Here is a 19,796-nt window from a genome sequence, read left to right on the forward strand (position 1 = left end):
CATACAAACAACGCCCACTACTCCGCCATTCCGGCAATGCTTTTGAGCCGGAATCCAGGTGTTAGTTTTTACGCTTTTAAGTAAGATCAACAGCAACACCTGGATCCCTGATAACAGATCTCAGGGATGACGAGCGGGTGGGGCAACACCTAGTAGCTAGAACCTAGGAACCCAAATCTAAGCAACACCTGGATCCCTGATAACAGTTCTCAGGGATGACGAGCGGGTGGGGCGAAACCTAGAACCTAGGAACCCAAATCTAATCAACAGCTAGAACCATACAACAGATCTCGGGAATGACGATTGGATAATGATTCTGTATGGCGGCTAAAGAATATATTGAATTTTAGGCATAAAAAAACAGCGAAAATTGCGCTGTTTTTTGTTTAAAGCAAATTCGTTTTGTAGTTATGTAAACTGTATTAAAACGAAATCGCGTTAAAAAATTAGTTGCTAGATATTGTTCCAGCGCCGCCGCCTGAGCCGCCACCGAAGCCTGGGCCACCTGGAGCTGGAGCTGCACCAAATGCACCGCCGCCAGCAGTTTGTGCATCTTCAAGATTGGCTGCAACAATAGCAGGGTCAATCCCGTTAGCAATCGCAATAGCTAAGATGTCATCAGAGCTCAAACCTGCAGCAACAGCAGCTTTTAATGCTTCGATTATCAATGCTTCATCGCCATTAGCGGCAACAAGAGAACTAGCTAATTGTGTTGCAGCATCTGAAACAGGAGTATTTTGAGTACTAGCGGTTAAAGTATCTTCAGCCATAACACCGGCAGACATGCCCGAAGTCAATAATGCTGAAACCAATAACAGGGTTAATTTACTTTTACGCATTATTTATTCTGCCTCGATATTTGTTGAATGACTAAAGTTATTCAGTTGCAATGCACTGATCCATGTACTTGTTGCGTTAGCGGGAATAATTGTACTGAAATTTCGCACAGCATACAATCCATTACCTTGTAAACCATCGATATTCATGAGTGAAAAATGTTCACCTATAACGACCGATTCTACCTGTGGTGCGATGATTTTAATGCCAATACCATGACAAATTTGAATCACCGTTTGAACAAAAAAGCGTGTGTCAGATTCAGCTATGTCACGCACATAACTAGGATCAATCTTAATGTAATCAATGTTTAAGTTTCTGATGTAGCAAAATGAACTCAAGCTAGAGCCAAAACGTTCAATGGCAATATCAATATCCAATTGTTTCGCTCGGCTAATAAACTTCTCTGTCGATTCAAGCGAAAGCATTGCACCAGACTCGTTAAATTCATACAAAAGTGGTGGAAGGGTTCTATGCAATTTTTGGTATAAATCAAACAACCAATCGGTAAACACCGGGTTATGCAGCGCACGGTTGCTAATGTTAATCGCCACACGCGTGTGTTCAATGTGTTGCAGCTTATAAAAAATAAAACACACAACAGCTTGTTCAAGATCTTGCAACAAGCCCAATCTTTCAGCCATGGCAAACACGTCTAAAGTCGATAAATTTTCTCCCGCTATTTTAAAGCGAACAAACGACTCAACATATAAAATCGATTGATTATCATCTACTACAGGCTGGAGCATTAAATCGAATAATTTATCTAACGGAATACACTTAATGGCAAAATCTTTGCTGCTAGAGTGGTTAATTTCGTTTTTGAAATACTCAGTAAACTGAGTCAAAATTCCAACCCATTCTTCACGCGAATGATTCTTTTGCATCCCCTGAGCAGAAACGAGCCCCTTGGCCTTATCTGCATATTGATTATGAACAAGCTGATTATCTAAACGCATAACGACATCAGCAAAGTCTTCTTGATGGTTTACGCGGGTGAGGCTATGTTTTGCAAAGCCATTACCAAAACGTGATGAGCTTTCAATCAAAATACTCTCAGCAATGTGCTCATCGACTTCCTTGGCTTCATCTTCAGTAAGTGAACTCAAAAAAGCAAATTCAGACCCAGAAATACGGTATAAGGTCGACTCTTGTAAACTGTTTATCTGCTTACTAAAAAGCTGTGCTCCAGATAAAATATAGTCATCACCACTGCCATAACCTTCATCGTCATTCACCTGCTTTAAAGAGGTCATCGACAACAAGCCTAAATAAAATCGGTTTCCGTGTTGTTCATATTCAGCTTGAATCGACTCAAACTTTTTTAACAATGCTCGGCGATTTGGCAACCCAGTATGCGAGTCAATGTAAACCTCACGCGACAAGGTTTCTGCCAATTGAGTTTGTTCGTTAAATGATCGCTGAATATTCTCAATCATACGATTAATCGCATTAACTAAAGTACGTAATTCAGTGGTAAAGGGCTTAATAGGATTAAGCTCAAAGCGTTTTTGAATCACCGACTCAGCTTGTCTCTCAATACTATTAAGAGGAGTTAACACCGACTTTAAAATGAAGTAAGCACACAATAGGGCTATAACAAGTTGAAATAACGTTGAAGTTAGATTATTAACAGCATGATCCCATAAACTTTTATATGACGTACCCGCATGCGATTGCACTTCCAGTTTACCGGCAATACGCCAGCCGTCACTCACTTCACTGGTCATTACAGGAGGATGCAGCGTAAACCAACTGATAAACCATTCTGGTACGGCAAAGTTACCTTGAGGGTTGGTGCGTTCAAATAATACTTTGCCATCAAGATCGGTAAATGTAATGTGTTGATAATAGCCTGAATCGAAAATAGCATTGGTCATTGTTTCTGCAATTACCAGGCCTTCTTCATCCATATAAGGTGATATCGATAATCCTAAACTGTGTGCAGCACCTTGTGCATGAGATGCCAACTGCTCATTTAAATAGCCACGCATATTCGATACGTTATTGTATAACGCAGCGCCAAAGCTAAAAATCGATAAACAGCCTATTAGGAGATACAACTGTACTCGTAACGACATTCCTTTAGAAAACATGGTTTGCTCCAGATCCTTTGTAACGATTATTCGCCATTTTCAATTCGATTGATTAAATCAGTCCAATTTTTAGTGCCACCGCTAGTGGGCTTATTACTGCCTAACCCTTGCGCTTTTGCTAACCACAATCCTTGGCCATTAAATGAATAAACAGGCTTTAAATCTCGGCGTTGGCTAGCAGGTAAAATTTGTGTTTTTAAGTTATCTAACACCAAGGGCATTGCCTTTGGGTCTTCAAAGTAAATTAACACCATGTGGGGTTCATTTATCAATAAAGCGCGCACATACATCAAGCGCATCTTACTTTCATCAACCCCCATGGCCTTTAATGTAAAATACTTAAAGATGGCAAAGTCTTCACAATCTCCACCTTTACTGCCTAATGATTCAAGTGGAGTCGCCCAATAATCACTTTTTTGCCAATGATCATTATCGCTTACAAAACGGATACGCCTATTAGCAAACTGATTGGCTAAATGTAAACGATCCATGTCACTAAGCGCACTTCCTTCAGCGATGGTATCTCGCCAATCACTAAAATCTTCTAGCCTGTCTTCACCATAACGTTGTTGAATTTGTTTAAAGAAATCGTCGGTAAACAAATCGTCACTGATGGTTGCCCAGCACACAGCAGAAAACACCACAGACATTACTAGCCAATGGCGATATTTATCCATGCCAAACACAGCAAACTTAATACGTTAATTCCTACTAATCATGTGAGCAAATTTAGCTAAGTGTAATAAATATACATAAATGGTAGCAATAATTATGCACATCATAATCTAGTTAACGTCAAAACGACAATAAAATGACGTACTGCATAAGTTTATATAACGCGTCCAGAAATCTGCTTCAGCATAGCGTAAAAATACAACAAGTGCATTTAGTCTTATTTTTAACCCAAAAGCAATTAGGAGAATGTTTTTTTTGACTGTGTCAATTTGTTGGCACGCAACTTGATTAACCCGAGGGGTGAAAAGGGCTATTTCAACATAAATGTTGTACTGAACAGTCTAATTAAGCGGCTAAAAAACCTGGTAACTTTGATAGTTAACATAGAGTAATAAAATCAATAATGGTATTTAGTTGTTATTAAACAGTCTTCTATTTTTAGTTTTACTGATTATGTTGGTGATAAAGGATTTCACTTATACCGCCTCGGCAGAGTGACAGATTATGATATTGCATTGCACCACTAAAGTGCAAATTGTTAGGTGATGCGGCCAAGTGGTGCGTTATAAATTTGTTTGCTAGTTCAGCTTGTAGCTAACAAGCAGTAAAATCATGTTGCAATCAAACGCAGATTAGTCTGTAACGATGCCAATGAAGAACATGCTCAAAAAGCAGCTATTGACGAAATATCCGGGTAAATAACGCACAAAACGGCGGAAAAGTGACGTTTAATTAAAATAGTCAAAAAACTGTCATTAACTTACGGTATACATTATAATCTCCGGCCAATAAGAGGAACGATGACAAAACGAATAGTAGAGAAGGAAATTGTAAATAAGGCATGAGGCCACAAATAACTATTGTTGAGCTTAAAATCAGAAGATTTTGCTTCGTTAGCTTATTTCCAACGTGAACTCATATCATTACTATTTTCTGCTGCATCCCAGCCTATCACTTTGGGTTAATGGCTTTGTGCTAACTACCTGTTAGATAGGATAAAACTGATTTTACTTAATAATGACTAAGTACTTAAGTCAAAAATCAGTTAGTAGTGCTCTAAAAAGTATCTACCAAGGGACCTTCTACTGCTTCGTTCTGAAGCGTTAAACCTCAAAGAAATAGACAATTTGAAACGCGTCATAGCAATCTGGAAGCTGTAATCTAGTGGCGGTAGCGTGTCTTTTTTAGCTGAAAACCTGCCTGTTGAGATTGGAAATATAAAATATAATCTTATTAATCAACAGTATGGGTTGCGTCCCCATCACCGCCGTTATTCCCAAGATCTGTTATTGGGAATCAAGCTGTAGATGTTTGCTTTAGCACTCTCCTGACTAATCACTGCAAACACAGATATGTAGGCTTAAAAAGCCACCAATAAAAATTATTCAAGTTCACCAGGAAGTTTATCTAAATGAAAATAGCGATTGCAGGTACAGGTTATGTCGGTTTATCTAACGCTATGCTATTGGCACAACACAATCAAGTTGTAGCGGTAGACATAATAGAACAAAAAATTGCCTTGCTTAACGACAAAATATCACCGATTTCCGATACAGAAATCGAAGACTTTCTAGCAAATAAAAAGCTAAATTTTACTGCGACGTTAGATAAAGCGTTAGCATATAAAGATGCAAATTTTGTCATTATTGCGACACCCACAGATTATGATCCAGCGACAAACTACTTTAATACCTCATCGGTAGAGTCAGTCATAAGAGATGTAATCAGCATAAATCCAAGTGCAGTGATGATCATTAAGTCGACTGTGCCAGTGGGATATACCGAACGCATTAAGCAAGAATTTTCTTGTGACAATATTATCTTCTCACCAGAATTTTTACGCGAAGGCAAGGCACTACACGACAACTTGTATCCATCACGGATTATTGTTGGTGAACAAAGTGAGCGCGCTCAAATCTTTGCTAACTTATTAGTTAAAGGTGCAATTAAACAAGACATCGAGGTTTTGTTTACTCACTCAACCGAAGCTGAAGCTGTTAAGTTGTTTTCAAATACCTATCTAGCATTACGAGTCGCTTACTTTAACGAGTTAGATACTTACGCTGAAGCACACGGCCTCGACAGTAAACAAATTATCGATGGAGTCTGCTTAGACCCACGAATAGGCAATCACTATAATAATCCTTCATTCGGTTATGGTGGATATTGTTTACCAAAAGACACCAAGCAATTACGTGCAAACTATGCCGATGTTCCTAATAATTTAATTGGCGCAATTGTTGATTCAAATACTACCCGTAAAGACTTTATTGCCGAATCAATTTTAAAACGTAACCCTAAAGTTGTTGGTATTTACCGCCTAATAATGAAGTCCGGCTCAGACAACTTCAGATCATCGAGTATTCAAGGGATCATGAAACGGATTAAAGCCAAAGGCGTTGAAGTGATCATTTTTGAACCTGTTATGGAGAAAGATGAGTTCTTTAACTCAAAAGTATATCAAAATCTCGAGCAGTTCAAAATAGATGCAGATGTTATTATATCGAATAGAATTGATGAAGAGTTATCAGATGTTCTTCTGAAAGTTTACACTCGTGATATTTTTAGGAAAGAATAAGATGATAAGTGTTCTTATACCTGCTTATAATGAAGAGAAAACTATTTCTAAACTTCTTAAAGAGTATGAAGGCCTAGAAAATTTATATGAAGTCATAGTAATTACTAATGGTTGCTCTGACAATACAATGACTGAAGCCAAAAAGTTTAAATTTGTAAAAATTATTAATTTATCAATCGGGTCAAAAGTCATAGCTATTAATGAAGGTATTAAATTAATATCAGGTGATAGAGTAATGATTCAAGATGCTGATGTTATAATTAAGCATGAATCCCTAGTAAACCTAAGTAATGATAAAAATTCAAAAGAGTATGACTTTTTTACTTTAGAACCTAAATTTATAGGTGGTAGTTTTTTAGTAAGGAAGTTCTACAAATTTATGATGTTAACTCCAGTTTTCAAAAAAGGGATGGTAAGTGCTGGCGTATATATTATATCCAATAAGGTAATCGATAAGGTTTTTCCTTTACCAAATGTTATATCTGATGATGGTTTTGTTAAGTCTTCTTTGGGAGAAAATAATCTTTTTAAAATAAAAAACTCTTTTTCTAATGTTCTAATACCAAATGACTTGTACTCATTAGTTAAAATAAAAACAAGAAGTCGAATGGGCAACTTACAACTTAAGCATATTTTTGGTTTTTCGCCATCAGTAAAAGGGAATGAACAAAAGAAATTATTTTTATTGGCCGTTAATAATAAAGAGTTTTTTAGTTATTTTATATATGTACTTGTTACTATTGTATGTAGAGCAAGAGCTTTTATATTTATAAAGTTAAGTAAAGATGATATTTGGGAAAGAGATGATAGTAATAGGTGAATTATGAAGAATTTTTATCATGTTCAATTTAGACAATTTATACTTTATTTAGTAGTGATATGGTATACGAAATTTTATAAGATGAATATCCATCCAACTGTAAGAATATCATTAAAAGCAAAGTTGGATAAAAGAAATCCTAAAGGAATAAATATTTCAAAAGGAACTTATATTGCTTTCGGAGCAGTAATATTAACTCATGATATGTGTAGATTGTTGCATAAATCAGTTTTCATTGGTGAAGATTGCTTTATTGGTGCGAATTCTATAATAATGCCGGGTGTCACTATTGGTAATAATTGTGTTGTAGCTGCAGGATCTGTAGTTACTAAAAATGTACCTGATTCGGTAATTGTAGCAGGCAATCCTGCTAAAATTATCAAGGAAGGAATCAGTACAGGTCGTTTTGGGATATTGATATGAGTAAAGTAATTTTAGCTCTTGCTTCAGTTGGTGGGCATAATGTTCAACTCAGAAAGCTAATTAGTAATCTGAATTTGCCAGAATATGAAATTATTTATATTAATGCAAGTCCTGATGCTTCATTTGATGATAAAAAGAATATTAGTGATTGTAGTTATATAATTCAAGACGTATCTAGGGATAATGTTTATTTGTCTTTAAAAACTATATTTCAAATTTTTAAGATAATCAATCATACGAAACCATCTTTTCTGATAACCACTGGTGCATTGCCGGGGCTTATTTCTGTGTTGGTTGGTAGGGCTTTTGGCGTTAATACTATATGGGTTGATAGTATTGCCAATTCTAAAAAACTATCCTTTTCAGGTAAGTATGCGTCATATTTTTCAAATATAACAATAACTCAATGGCCTGAGCTAGCTAGTGATAATGTACAATATCATGGTAATATTTTAGAATGAATATTTTTATTACGGTTGGTGCGCAACTTCCATTCTCTAGGCTAATTAATATTTTTGATAATGATGATTTTAGTAAAATCTTAAATATAAAAGCGCAAGTTGGAAATGATTTCAATATTTATAAAAATATTGAAACATTTCGTTTCCTAAATGAGTCAGAGTATAATGATCTTATACATTGGGCCGATATAGTGGTCTCGCATGCAGGAATGGGAACAATTATCACATGTTTAGAGTATGATAAGCCCTTGTTAGTTTTAGGGCGGTTAGCTGATTTAAATGAACATAGAAATGATCATCAGACTGATACTATGTCTAGTTTCAAAGATAAATTTCATAACATAAAGGTTTTCTTTAATGAAGAGAGCTTTGTTAGTTTTTTTTCAGAAGTTATTAAGTGCAGTGATTTTAGAATATTATTTTCAAAGGGGGATGCTGTTTCCGACTTTAACTCTAAATCTCTAGATAATAATCTTTCTAGATTTATAAGTGATTATATAAAAAATGAGAAATAAAGTTTTTATTTTTTCAGACTCCCTACTTTCTTCAGGTTTAAATTTTCTATTTACTTTCTTTATATTAAAGTTTATTGGAACTGCTGAGTTAGTTAGTTTTGGTTTAGCTATGACATATAGTCTAATAGCTCTGTCGCTTCAGAGAGCTATAATATTGATACCATTTAATCTATTAAAAACAAAAGATGTGTCAAATGTAGTAATTATAGAATATTTTTCATCAAGCTATTTTCTTCTTTTTCTCACTATTATTATATTGTCTGTATGTTGCCTTTTGTTCTATGATTTCGCCTTTTTTACACTAGTTGTTTTTATGTACCTTTATTTATTTCAACACGAATTATTTAAGTATTTTCTTATTGAAAATGGAAAGGTTTTTTTGATCTGTGTATCGCCTATTATTTTATGTGTCTCTGTAGCTGTATTATTATTACTAGATTTATTTAGTTTAGAATCAATATCATATCTATATTTTGTAGTTTTTACAATTGAAGTGTGTTTGATATTGTTTTTTATTATGCCTCTATTAATAGTTAATACATCGAGAGTTAATTATTTGTATTGGTTTAGTAATTTGAAGTTAGTGTTATATAGAAATCTATTTTCTATAGCACAATTGTCGATGGTACATGTGCCTTTTATCATCATTTCTTCTCTGGCCTCACCTATTGTTGCTTCTATTGTTTTTGTTTCCCGAGCTGTTTTTCAACCTGTTCAAATAGTAGTTAAAACATTTGAAGCTATAGACCAAAAGAAAATATCTGAATTTGAATTTAATTATAAAGTTGTTTTTGATTTTGTTGTTAAATATATTTTAATATCATCGACACTAGGTTTTATTTGTTTAATTATTTCAGTTTCAATTCTATATAAGTTTTATGATGTTAATGGATTTCCTACCAACTATGATTTAATTATATGGGGCGGAATTTATACGTTACTTTCTATAAACAAAGTTTTTGAAATGTTTTTTATTAAATATAATAATTATAGTTATATTATAGCTGCATATTTTTCTGGTTTTATTTTTTTTGTTTTATTTTCTTCTTTTTTCTTTGGTAATGGTGTCAGTTCTAGTTCTCAATTCTCTTTGACTATTCTTGTTTCTTGGCTTTTAGTTTCTATTGTTTTAATTTTAAAATTGAAACGTTTAAATGAAGTAGTAAATGGTAATTATTGATTATGAAATTTAGTTATAGCTGGAATAGGTTTTTATTATCTGCTTTTTTTATTTTTATTTTTCTAACTCAATTCACTTTACGAACACCAGGTTTTGAATCTCGTGGGATAGATTTTCAGGTATTGGCTAGGATTTTGTTTATATATTCTTTATTTTTTATGATATCCCCAAGTTATAGATACTTTATAAAAGGCTTGCAGTACAAACCTGAGTTTTATTTGTTTTTGTTGTTGTTATTATTGTTGGTTACTACTTTAGTACATTTTTCTTTATATGCTATATATACTTTGACAACTTTATTTATAACAATGTTTATTGTTAGGTTTTACATAAATAATTTCGGAGTTGAAAAGGTTTTTATAGTGTATGTTTATTTTTCTATTTCATTTGCTTTGATATCATTTTTCTTTTATTTCTTTTTTAAAGATATTGGTAGATATTCATATTGGCAGTGGGGGGAGTTTATTACTAGCACAAGAATGCAAGGCGTTTCAGGCCATCCTAATACACTTGCTTTTATTCTAGGAATAAATATTGTTATAACCGTTAATCTAATGTTGAAGAAAGTTTTATCGAATAAAATCAGTTTCCTATCCATATTCTTGTCATTAATAGTTTTGTTTTTATGTAACAGCAAAACTAATATATTGTCTGTAATTATTTGTTTTTTTATTTTTTTTATTTTCAGACGAAAAACATATTCTATAATGCTTTTTTTGTGTTCTATAATAATAGTTTTTTTTATTATTACATTTGTTGTTATGCCTGAGTTTTATATCGATATAATACGTTCAGCATCGAGAACTGGTGATATCAATGAAATATTGACATTTACCGGTCGTTCTAGCATCTGGTCATTTGTTTTAGATATTATTTATCAAAAAATCATATTTGGTTGGGGCTATTCTTCTGCTGTAGATGTGCTTGTTTCTAATTCGGCTAAAGTTGGTTTTACTGTTGCTCAAACACACAATCTGTATTTGCAAATACTTATGTCAGGGGGAGTGATTTGTTTTATTGTTTTTTTGAAGTTGATATTTGAAATTATTTCAAGTTCAATTAATAATGATAAAGTTGTATTTCTTCAATTAATATTTTACATACTTTTAGTTGGGTTTTCAGAAGCAATTATTTTTAACACTATTGCAAATTGCGCTTTTATTGTTTTTTGTATAGTTGTTTATGGTCTGTCATGTGATGAAAAAAGATAGTTAACTTGGTGGTTGTATGCATAAACGTTCAAATTTTTATATTGGTCAAAGCGGATTTCTATTTCGGTTACTTGATTTATTAGCCCTTATTACAACATTTTTCTCAATGTTATTTTTCTATAATTTAAACGTAAGTTTGGAATATTTGCTTTTGTTAAGCTGTCAGTTATTTTTGTTTAGTTATATTAGTGAATCATTTGGTTTATATCGTTCTTGGCGTTTAGGCAAATTTTCACATATGTGCATTTTAGCTGTATTAACAATATCAATATCTTTTATGATAATTTTTATGTTGTTATTTTTAATAAAACAAGGTGAAACATATTCTCGTGTTGTAGTATTTGGTTGGTATTCTTGTGCATTAATTCTGTTAGTTGGAGCCCGTTATCTAATTCGCCAGGTTAAACGTATTCGTCGAACCAAAGGTTTTAATGTTGAGAAAGTTGCGATCGTTGGTTTAACTGACACAGGTAAAAATTTATACGAGGAAATTATTAAACATGATGAGTTAGGATTTGAATGTGTTGGTTTCTATGATGATCGTCAGCCAAGTCGTATAGAAAATCTCGACGTGTCCCTTTTAGTAGGTTCAATTAACGATGCCGTAGATCTTGCTCGTAATGGAAAAGTACAAAAGCTTTACCTATGCTTGCCGATGATAGCTGAAAAGCGTATTGCAGATATTATTGAAACATTAGGTGATAGTACTGTAGATGTTTTAATTACCCCTGATTTTTTATTAAAAAATTTAATGCATGCGCGCATTGGCAGTGTTGGTGAAGTCGATACCTTAAGTGTATTTGAGTCTCCAGTAAATGGAATGAGGCGTTTTTATAAACGAACCTTTGATATTGTTTTTAGTCTATGCACGATTATCGCTATTTCTCCTGTATTAATAGCTGTTTCGATAGCTGTTTATTTATCTTCACCAGGAGCCATTTTGTTCAAACAAGATCGTTATGGTTTAGATGGCAGAAAAATTAAGGTATGGAAATTCCGCTCGATGACGGTAGCTGAAAATGCTGACAAGGTTACCCAGGCACGCAAAGGTGATGCTCGTATAACTAAGGTGGGCGCGTTTATTCGCCGGACATCGTTAGATGAATTACCTCAGTTTTTTAATGTGCTTAAGGGTGATATGTCGGTAGTGGGTCCACGTCCTCACGCTGTTGCACATAATGAAGAATACCGAAAATTAGTTACTTATTACATGTTACGCCACAAGGTGTTGCCCGGTATTACTGGATGGGCGCAGGTTAATGGCTGGCGCGGTGAAACTGACACCTTGGACAAGATGGAAAAACGGATTGAGTTCGATTTAGCTTATATTCGTAATTGGACCCTGTGGTGGGACGTTAAGATTGTCTTTTTGACCTTTTTTAAAGGCTTTACTGGTAAGAACGTTTATTAGTCATTAGTTTGCATAAGTTACTTCGATAGCGTGTGATTTTCCCTCTCTGGATGCTTATTTTAGGTCATTTTGTTATGTCCTCGGACCATCTTGTTGTGCTCTAAAGATTGAAGCTGAGAATGGATTCCCGATAAAAGATCTCGGGAATGACGTAGCGGGAGTCTCAGGAATGGCGGACTTATTAATCTGGGCATGATGGAGCTGGAACATCAGGATTCACAGAGTTGTGTATCTGGAATTATGGGGCTGTGAATTTTGAAGGTTGAAGCTGAGAATGGATTCCCGATAAAAGACCTCGGGAATGACGGTTCGGGAGCCTCAGCAATGAAGGATTTATTAACCTGGGAATGACGTAGCGGGGGGCTCGGGAGTTACTGGGCCTGGAATTTTCTGTGATTACACCGCGTGGCTCGCGGGAATGACGTTTGCTGTCTTGATAATGACGCTGATACTTATTAGAGAATATTTGAGTTATCCATTCAAGCTTGAGTGACAAAAATTAGAATCTTAACAGTTTTAAAGTTTATGCATTGACGCGTTTGCGTTGGTGTTAATTATTCACCATGTATTTATTTTATAAGGATTTAAAGCATGAATATACCGTATAAGTTAAGTTGTATTGCTACTGTGGTTGCTGCGATAGTGATCGCTAATCCAGCTCTTGCTGCTGATGACAAAGCTGGTGTTATCCGCACTGAATCTGGAATTGATTTTACCCCAGGTTTAAACGGTGGTCTTAAATATGATGATAACATTACTAGTGCTAATACTTCAGCGGATGAATTAAGTAGTTGGGTGTTAACAGTCACTCCAGCTGTGCAAGCGCAGTTATTAGACGGTAACAATATTTATACAGTAGAAGCTGGAATTCAGTATGGTGATTACTTTTCCAGTAGTGATGATAATTACTTGGATGGTTTGTTAAAAGCTAAATCTGAGGTTGAGCTTAATCAGTCAAATCGCTTCAATATTGAGGCGGCATATATTGCAGGTCATGAAGACCGAGGTACAGGTATTTTCGAAGGTAACAGTGGCAATGGTCAAGCTGAGCCTAATACTTATGATATTTTAAGTGCTGGTGGCTATTATGAATATGGCGCAAAAACCACGCCAGCTCGTGCTCGAGTTAATGCTAAATACTTAAGTAAAGAGTACAGTAATTTTGAGTTTATTACTCAGTATCGTAATTATGCTGATACCACATTAGGGGCAACGTTTTATTATGATACTCAGGCTGCTACCAGCATTTTTATTGATTTTCAAAACGTAAATACAGCATATGATGTTGTTGATCCTACGGGCGATCGTGATAGCACAACCAATACTGCAAAAGTCGGTGTTGAATGGCAGGCGACGGCATCAACCGAAGGTAGCATAGGTATCGGTTATCAACGTAAAGGCTTTGATAATGATGTTCGTGAAGATTTCAGTGGTTTGTCCTGGGATGCAAAAATGACTTGGACGCCATTAACCTATTCTGCTTTTGAGCTTTCTACCGGTAGAACCAGTCGAGATCCAAATGGTTTAGGAGACTTCATTAGAGGCACTAGTTATGGGGTGCAGTGGCATCACGAATGGAGCGAACTATTTACCTCTTCTGTTGGTTTTAAGCAAGTTAACGACGACTATACTGGTGTAGAACGAGAAGACAAAAGTAAAGTATACCAATTTGGCCTTAATTATAACGTCACCCGTTGGTTAACCCTAAACACGGGTGTCGATATATTTGAGATTGATTCAACAGACAATCAATATGCTTATGATCGAAATATCTACTTTATCAAAGCTGAAATGACCCTATAGGACCGCCATGAAGTATTTAGCGACATTTTTTACTGCTACTTTTATGCTGTTATTGGCATCTATGCCAATAACAGCTGATGCCGAAACACAGAGTTACCGATTAGGTGCTGGTGATACCATAGTGATTAAAGTTTATGGTGAGGAGGCATTAACCCTAGAAACGCAAATCACTAATAGTGGCACGATTAATTATCCATTTTTAGGCTCATTAACATTAATTGGTTTAACCATTAAAGAGGTGGAGCAAATAGTGTATCGCGGATTGAAAGGCGATTATTTTGTTGAACCTAATGTATTTGTAGGTATGGTTGAATATCGACCTTTTTATATCCATGGTGAAGTTAAACAGCCTGGAGGCTATCCATATCAGCCGGGGATGACAGTTAATCAAGCCGTAGCCTTGGCGGGTGGATTTACAGAGCGTGCTTCGCAAGAAAAAATAGCCATTTCTCGCGAGGGTAGCAAAGTCGACTCCGAACGCGGCACTATTAATAGTCCAATTCAAGCTGGCGATACCATTACTATTGAACAGAGATTTTTTTAATGAGCTTTCAAGAAAGACGACAAAGTGCTTCTCCAGGCAATGAACGAAGCCCTGCAGTAATGCAAATGGATCAGCTTATCGATGTAAAAAAACTGTTACTGCCAATAATACGTTTTAAGTGGCGCATTTTAGCATTTGCGTTATTGGTGACTGCATTAACCATATTTGTGGTGTTAAGCATGACGCCAATTTATAAGGCATCGTCCACATTATTAATTGAGTCGGAACAAGCTAAAGCGATTAAAATTGATGAAGTGTATGGGATTAATTCGGGTCAGCAAGAATATTATTTAACTCAGTTTGAGATTATTAAGTCGCGCAGTATAGCCGAGCGAGTATTTAATGATCTGGATTTAATCAATCATCAGGCTTTTAATCAACCTCCAAATTGGTTTTCTGAGCTTAAATCACAGTTAAATTTTATTCCTGAAGAAGTTGCTACGGCGGCTGATAGTCAGGTTAGTCAGGATATAGCCAAGCATAAATTAATTGATAGCTTTGCTGAAAATATCAATGTCTCGCCAGTGCGTAATACCCAACTAGTGAATATTAGCTTTGAAAGTTCAGATGCACAACTTGCAGCACAGATAGCTAATGCTATTGGTGATACTTATATTGTTAGTCAGTTAGAAGCCAAATTGGGTATGACCCAAAAAGTTAATACGTGGTTAGGTGGGCGCTTAGAGGATTTACGCTTAAAGCTGGACGAATCAGAACAGAGATTAGAGCAGTTTAAGTTAATCAATGGCTTAGTTGATGTTGAAGGGGTAACCGCATTAGACGCCAAAGAGTTAGAGCGCTTAAGCGATGAAATTACTGTTGCAAGGTCACGTAAAGCCCAGGCAGATAGTTTTATGGCAGTGGTTAAACGCTACGGTGCCACAGATATTAGTCGTTTAGAAAGTTTACCTGAGGTGACCTCGCATTTATCTATTCAAAATGTTAAACGCGAAGTTGTATTAGTTGAACGCAAAGTGTCAGAACTTCAACAAGTGTATGGTCCTAAACATCCTAAAATGATAGCCGCCCAAGCTGAGCTTAATACGGTACAGCAAAATTTACGCAAGCAAATTAGCCGTTTAGTACAAGGTATTGAGGATGAGGCGCAAACTGCAGATCAAACACTGCAAGCGTTAGAGGCACAGTTTAGTAAAGCAAAGGGCGCGTTTCAAAATTTAAGCACTAAAGATACTGATTATCAGCGCTTAGTGAGAGAAGTTGATACTAATAGACAGTTATTTGATACTTTTTTAGCTCGTCAAAAAGAAACTGCTGTAACCGGTGATTTTGACTCACCAGTGGCACGTTTTACTGATCGCGCCGTTGTGCCGTTATTACCTGAAAAACCTAAGAAAAAAATCATAATTATTTTGGCGTTTTTGGCCAGTTTAGGCTTTGCCATGGTATTAGTGCTAGTGCTGGATGCATTAAACGACACTATAAAAACCAGTGATGATGTCGAAAAATTATTATCGCAACGAGCCCTAGGTTATGTGCCGAAAGCGAAAAAAGGTACTAGTTACGAAGAGGTCAACTTTGCTTTTTATGATGCGAGTTTACCTTTACATGCCGAAGCGGTTAGAACCATTCGGACATCGATGTCATTAATGGCCATGGGCAGTGAACTTGCTACGATTGAAGTGACCTCGTCAAATCCAAATGAAGGTAAAACCACTACCTCAATGAACATCGCTTTTGCTTATGCCACTATGGAGAAAGTGCTAATTATCGATGCTGATTTACGTAAGTCTAGCCTAGGTATGCGCTTTGGATTACCCACCTATCAGCCGGGGCTTGCTAATGTGTTATCGGGTACCGACAGTATACATAACAGTATCGTAAAAGATGTTAAGCCTAATGTGGATGTGATGCCAGCGGGTGCGGTGCCATTAAATCCACAAGAGTTATTAGCATCAGCTCAGTTTGCTGAACTACTCACCGAGCTTAAAACCCAATACGGTAAAATTATTATCGATACCCCGCCAGTGCATGCGGTTAGTGATGCGTTAATTATCACCTCATTGTGCGATGCCACAGTACTGGTTGTTAAAGCCGGTCATACCCGTAGTGAAGCAATTAAGTTAACGTTAGCTAAGTTGAACCAAGCCCGCAGTAAAGTGTTTGGCGTAGTGTTAAATCAATTTAACACTAAAGATGCACAACGTTATCAAGGAGATTATGGCTACTATCAAGCCTATGGTGCAGACTATTCCATAAAGGATAATAACCAGTCAGGTAAGGATAGCACTAAGGCATGATAGATTTACATTGCCATATATTGCCGAATATCGACGATGGGGCTAAATCAATTGATGAAGCCCTTGGATTGATAGCATTAGCCGTCGAGCAAGGGGTCACTCGTATGGTGGCAACCCCTCATATTCATTTAGGGGTTTTTGACAATAATTTGCAAACGATCCATTCCGCTTATGGTGTATTGTCGGATGCATTAGCATTAACAGACCTTAATATCGAAGTTTGCGTGGCTGCAGAAGTGCGTATTACGCCCGAGATTTTGCAGTTTATTGAACAACAGCAACTGCCTTTTTTAGGTTGTCACCAGCAAAAAGATGTGTTGCTGCTTGAGCTGCCTAGCAGCCATATTCCGCCGGGTACCGATAAACTGATCCAGTGGTTACTTGCTAAAGATGTATTGCCAATGATCGCTCATCCTGAGCGAAACAGAGAGTTGCAAGCACATCCGGATAGGATTATGCCTTTTGTAAAGGCTGGGTGTTTGTTGCAATTAACAGCAGCATCTCTGATTGGTGATATGGGGCCTAGCCCACAGCAGTTGAGTGAATACCTGCTTAAACGCAAGTTATATTCGATTGTTGCATCCGATTGTCATTCGTTAAATCGTCGTCCGCCTAAGTTAGCCTTAGCCTATGATGCCATACGTCAGTTAGTTGATGAGGACTATGCTTATTCGATGACGACAGTAATGCCAGATAGTATTTCTAGTTCATTATTTGAACAGGCGAGGTAGTGGATGAGTAAGATGATCTGGTCAGCAAGACGTGTGACATACGCACTCATTATTTTAGTCCTACTGGGCTTATTACCTATTTTGTTACAGAAAGGTTTAGCCAATGCCTACTATTTTAAATCACGTTTTTACGTTGATCAGTGGCAAAGTGGCAATACACCGACATCATTACAATATTCGAATGCGTTATTGGCTGCCGACTATGCGGTTAAAATTGATGATCAGAATCCGCATTATTTGCTCACGCTAGTGAAAGTGATGGAGTGGGGCGCTTTTTCACAATTAGTTACCCCCAATAATGAGGTTTTTAATCAGCTTTACCGCGATGCGATTAATCAACGACCAACATGGCCAAATGCTTATAGCGATTATGCCTATAATCTAGCCTTTATTCAGCATGACTTAGCAGCAGCATGGCCTTATTTACAACAGGCACTCCATTATGGCCCATATACACCTGAAGTGTTGCATCAAATATTAGCGATAGGGTTTGCTCATTGGTCATCGTTAACGGCGACGCAAAAACAGTTGGTGTTTAGCACTGCAAAAATTGCTGCAATGGCCAATTGGACTATGCGCAATGATTTAAAAATGCTCGCCTTACAATATCAATTAACGCCGACTATATGTACCTACTTCAAGTACTTACCTGTGGATGTTAACCAAAATGATATTACATGGATTGAAAAGGATATGTGCCGGTAATGGATGATCGTATACGTAGTTCTCAGTCTTTTGGGGTGTTTGATCGCGTGATGATATTGGCAATATGCGCATTGATTGTGTGGATGCCAATTCCGTTAGGCAGTAATCGTATTTGGGCCTTAGCCATTTTAGAGTTTGTTATCGTAGTACTTGCGATTAGCCATGTGGTGTATTGTTTTAAACATAATGCACTCTTATTACGATATCGTTGGCAAAAACATTTACTGATCCCAACCGGAATGATGCTGGCCTATTTGTGTTTGCAGATCTTGAATTGGATCCCCGCTATTAATACGGTTGATGCTTATCAAACTGCTCAGCAATTATTAAAAACATTCTGTTATAGCCTGTTTATTCTGTTATTAACTCAATACTTTCAACATGCTCGAGCGCTTCGTTGGTTATTGATTGCGATTATCGTTTCAGGTTGCTTGCAAGCATTTTATGGTACCTTGATTCATTTATTACAACTCGATGTATCGCCTATATTTGGTTACCACGACGGCGATAGAGCAAGAGGTTCGTTTGTTTATCAAAATCACTTTGCTAATTATTTGGCGTTATGTCTTTCTATCGCGTTTGGTTGGCTGCTATCTGAATTAAAGACCACTAAAAATGATCATGACGCTAGAGACATCATCGTTGGGTTATTGTCGACATTATTCAGCCGTAAACTTATTTTACGTTTAGCCATCATTATCATGGTGATTGGGTTAATTTTAAGTCGCTCACGCATGGGCAATGCCGGATTTTTTACCGCCTTGGGTGTTGTGTCTTTATTGTCGATGTTTATTTACCGTCGTCCACCCACCTTGTTCAAGCCTCTAGTGGTGAGTATTTTTATTCTCGATTTGTTGATTGTCGGTTCAATTTTTGGCGTTGATAAGCTCAAGCAGCGTTTAGACGATACTTCATTTGCGTCAGAAACTCGTGATGAGGTGGTGATTGATAGTATTCCAATTATTGAAGAGCATTTGTTCACCGGCACAGGTGGCGGCAGTTTTTATACTGTATTCCCACAATATCAACCACAGTTTTATTCTGGCTTTTATGATCATGCCCACAATGAATATGTACAATTTGTAGTGGAGTACGGCGTGGTGATGACAGCTATTTTAGGTTTATGGGTGTTGTATGCATTTTGGTTGGCGTGCCGAACCATGTATTTACGCAACAATAAACTTTATAAAGGTGTCGCTTTTGGTTGTGCAATGGCTATTGTGCATATGCTACTGCATATTTCTGTTGATTTTAATCTTCAGTCTCCTTCCAACACCTTACTCTTTTTAACCATCTTAACCTTGTGCTGGTTAGTGCGTTATTTGCCTTCTGATACACAGAAAAAGGTTAGGTAGGCCGCTATTTCTGTTCTGTTTATTTAGATCATTTTTTTAGCTCGTCATCCTCGAGATCTGTTATCGGGGATCCAGATGTTTCTTAGTTTTTAGGTCCTAGGTCTTAGGTTCTAGGTTCTACATATTAGGCTTTGCTCAACCCGCTCGTCATCCCTGAGATCTGTTATCAGGGATCCAGGTGTTTCTTTTGACT

At 36.5% G+C, this 19,796-nt stretch carries 17 protein-coding genes; 14 read left to right on the forward strand and 3 right to left on the reverse strand.

The window, feature by feature from the left end; genetic code table 11:
* Positions 1-446: 446 nt before the first annotated feature.
* The 3 genes from ACED29_RS10865 to ACED29_RS10875 are packed head-to-tail and all read right to left on the reverse strand — an operon-like array spanning position 447 to position 3,610.
* Complete coding sequence (locus ACED29_RS10865; RefSeq protein ID WP_124016185.1) at positions 447-839, reverse strand: hypothetical protein; 393 nt, start codon at positions 837-839, stop codon at positions 447-449.
* A 3-nt stretch (positions 840-842) separates the two neighbouring features.
* The gene (locus ACED29_RS10870) at positions 843-2,933 is read right to left on the reverse strand and encodes a LapD/MoxY N-terminal periplasmic domain-containing protein (protein ID WP_371697657.1); all 2,091 of its coding nucleotides are present in this window, start codon (positions 2,931-2,933) and stop codon (positions 843-845) included.
* Positions 2,934-2,959: 26 nt separating this feature from the next.
* A complete protein-coding gene (locus ACED29_RS10875) occupies positions 2,960-3,610 on the reverse strand; it encodes a transglutaminase-like cysteine peptidase (RefSeq protein WP_235781893.1) in 651 nt (216 codons plus the stop codon).
* Positions 3,611-5,019: 1,409 nt separating this feature from the next.
* Here ACED29_RS10875 and ACED29_RS10880 point away from each other — a divergent pair.
* The 14 genes from ACED29_RS10880 (at position 5,020) to ACED29_RS10945 (ending at position 19,603) form a co-directional block, all read left to right on the forward strand.
* A complete protein-coding gene (locus ACED29_RS10880; RefSeq protein WP_371697658.1) occupies positions 5,020-6,186 on the forward strand; it encodes a nucleotide sugar dehydrogenase in 1,167 nt (388 codons plus the stop codon).
* 1 nt (position 6,187) lies between these two features.
* Positions 6,188-7,006 carry a glycosyltransferase gene (locus ACED29_RS10885; protein WP_371697659.1) on the forward strand — a complete coding sequence of 273 codons (819 nt, stop codon included), beginning with the start codon at positions 6,188-6,190 and terminating at the stop codon, positions 7,004-7,006.
* Positions 7,007-7,009: 3 nt separating this feature from the next.
* The gene (locus tag ACED29_RS10890) at positions 7,010-7,429 is read left to right on the forward strand and encodes a DapH/DapD/GlmU-related protein (protein ID WP_371697660.1); all 420 of its coding nucleotides are present in this window, start codon (positions 7,010-7,012) and stop codon (positions 7,427-7,429) included.
* Positions 7,426-7,890 carry a hypothetical protein gene (locus ACED29_RS10895; protein WP_371697661.1) on the forward strand — a complete coding sequence of 155 codons (465 nt, stop codon included), beginning with the start codon at positions 7,426-7,428 and terminating at the stop codon, positions 7,888-7,890. The genes ACED29_RS10890 and ACED29_RS10895 overlap by 4 nt, the downstream gene beginning before the upstream one ends.
* Positions 7,887-8,405 (forward strand): glycosyltransferase, encoded by a 519-nt coding sequence (locus ACED29_RS10900; protein WP_371697662.1) that lies wholly within the window; start codon positions 7,887-7,889, stop codon positions 8,403-8,405. Before ACED29_RS10895 ends, ACED29_RS10900 begins: the two co-directional genes overlap by 4 nt.
* Before the next feature lie 574 nt (positions 8,406-8,979).
* The gene (locus tag ACED29_RS10905; protein ID WP_371697663.1) at positions 8,980-9,585 is read left to right on the forward strand and encodes a hypothetical protein; all 606 of its coding nucleotides are present in this window, start codon (positions 8,980-8,982) and stop codon (positions 9,583-9,585) included.
* 2 nt (positions 9,586-9,587) lie between these two features.
* Positions 9,588-10,796, forward strand: coding sequence for an O-antigen ligase family protein (locus ACED29_RS10910; protein ID WP_371697664.1), 1,209 nt, complete (start codon positions 9,588-9,590; stop codon positions 10,794-10,796).
* A gap of 16 nt (positions 10,797-10,812) precedes the next feature.
* Positions 10,813-12,207, forward strand: coding sequence for an undecaprenyl-phosphate glucose phosphotransferase (locus tag ACED29_RS10915; RefSeq protein ID WP_371697665.1), 1,395 nt, complete (start codon positions 10,813-10,815; stop codon positions 12,205-12,207).
* Positions 12,208-12,798: 591 nt separating this feature from the next.
* The gene (locus ACED29_RS10920; protein WP_371697666.1) at positions 12,799-14,010 is read left to right on the forward strand and encodes an outer membrane beta-barrel protein; all 1,212 of its coding nucleotides are present in this window, start codon (positions 12,799-12,801) and stop codon (positions 14,008-14,010) included.
* 7 nt (positions 14,011-14,017) lie between these two features.
* Entirely contained in the window at positions 14,018-14,554 is a 537-nt protein-coding gene (locus tag ACED29_RS10925; RefSeq protein ID WP_371697667.1) for a polysaccharide biosynthesis/export family protein, read from the forward strand.
* Positions 14,554-16,812, forward strand: a complete 2,259-nt coding sequence (locus ACED29_RS10930) for a GumC family protein (protein WP_371697668.1) — start codon at positions 14,554-14,556, stop codon at positions 16,810-16,812. The genes ACED29_RS10925 and ACED29_RS10930 overlap by 1 nt, the downstream gene beginning before the upstream one ends.
* Positions 16,809-17,543, forward strand: a complete 735-nt coding sequence (locus ACED29_RS10935; RefSeq protein ID WP_371697669.1) for a tyrosine-protein phosphatase — start codon at positions 16,809-16,811, stop codon at positions 17,541-17,543. The genes ACED29_RS10930 and ACED29_RS10935 overlap by 4 nt, the downstream gene beginning before the upstream one ends.
* 3 nt (positions 17,544-17,546) lie before the next feature.
* Positions 17,547-18,248, forward strand: coding sequence for a hypothetical protein (locus tag ACED29_RS10940; protein ID WP_371697670.1), 702 nt, complete (start codon positions 17,547-17,549; stop codon positions 18,246-18,248).
* Positions 18,248-19,603, forward strand: a complete 1,356-nt coding sequence (locus ACED29_RS10945) for an O-antigen ligase family protein (RefSeq protein ID WP_371697671.1) — start codon at positions 18,248-18,250, stop codon at positions 19,601-19,603. Before ACED29_RS10940 ends, ACED29_RS10945 begins: the two co-directional genes overlap by 1 nt.
* Positions 19,604-19,796 lie beyond the last annotated feature (193 nt).

The sequence above is a fragment of the Shewanella sp. 5S214 genome (assembly GCF_041439795.1).
GTDB classification, from domain to species: domain Bacteria; phylum Pseudomonadota; class Gammaproteobacteria; order Enterobacterales; family Shewanellaceae; genus Shewanella; species Shewanella vesiculosa.

Excerpts from the sequence above, each read along its gene's own strand:
- ACED29_RS10865 (WP_124016185.1), bottom strand. The coding sequence starts at position 839 with ATGCGTAAAAGTAAATTAACCCTGTTATTGGTTTCAGCATTATTGACT.
- ACED29_RS10870 (WP_371697657.1), bottom strand. The coding sequence starts at position 2,933 with ATGTTTTCTAAAGGAATGTCGTTACGAGTACAGTTGTATCTCCTAATA.
- ACED29_RS10875 (WP_235781893.1), bottom strand. The coding sequence starts at position 3,610 with ATGGATAAATATCGCCATTGGCTAGTAATGTCTGTGGTGTTTTCTGCT.
- ACED29_RS10880 (WP_371697658.1), top strand. The coding sequence starts at position 5,020 with ATGAAAATAGCGATTGCAGGTACAGGTTATGTCGGTTTATCTAACGCT.
- ACED29_RS10885 (WP_371697659.1), top strand. The coding sequence starts at position 6,188 with ATGATAAGTGTTCTTATACCTGCTTATAATGAAGAGAAAACTATTTCT.
- ACED29_RS10890 (WP_371697660.1), top strand. The coding sequence starts at position 7,010 with ATGAAGAATTTTTATCATGTTCAATTTAGACAATTTATACTTTATTTA.
- ACED29_RS10895 (WP_371697661.1), top strand. The coding sequence starts at position 7,426 with ATGAGTAAAGTAATTTTAGCTCTTGCTTCAGTTGGTGGGCATAATGTT.
- ACED29_RS10900 (WP_371697662.1), top strand. The coding sequence starts at position 7,887 with ATGAATATTTTTATTACGGTTGGTGCGCAACTTCCATTCTCTAGGCTA.
- ACED29_RS10910 (WP_371697664.1), top strand. The coding sequence starts at position 9,588 with ATGAAATTTAGTTATAGCTGGAATAGGTTTTTATTATCTGCTTTTTTT.
- ACED29_RS10915 (WP_371697665.1), top strand. The coding sequence starts at position 10,813 with ATGCATAAACGTTCAAATTTTTATATTGGTCAAAGCGGATTTCTATTT.
- ACED29_RS10920 (WP_371697666.1), top strand. The coding sequence starts at position 12,799 with ATGAATATACCGTATAAGTTAAGTTGTATTGCTACTGTGGTTGCTGCG.
- ACED29_RS10925 (WP_371697667.1), top strand. The coding sequence starts at position 14,018 with ATGAAGTATTTAGCGACATTTTTTACTGCTACTTTTATGCTGTTATTG.
- ACED29_RS10930 (WP_371697668.1), top strand. The coding sequence starts at position 14,554 with ATGAGCTTTCAAGAAAGACGACAAAGTGCTTCTCCAGGCAATGAACGA.
- ACED29_RS10935 (WP_371697669.1), top strand. The coding sequence starts at position 16,809 with ATGATAGATTTACATTGCCATATATTGCCGAATATCGACGATGGGGCT.
- ACED29_RS10940 (WP_371697670.1), top strand. The coding sequence starts at position 17,547 with ATGAGTAAGATGATCTGGTCAGCAAGACGTGTGACATACGCACTCATT.
- ACED29_RS10945 (WP_371697671.1), top strand. The coding sequence starts at position 18,248 with ATGGATGATCGTATACGTAGTTCTCAGTCTTTTGGGGTGTTTGATCGC.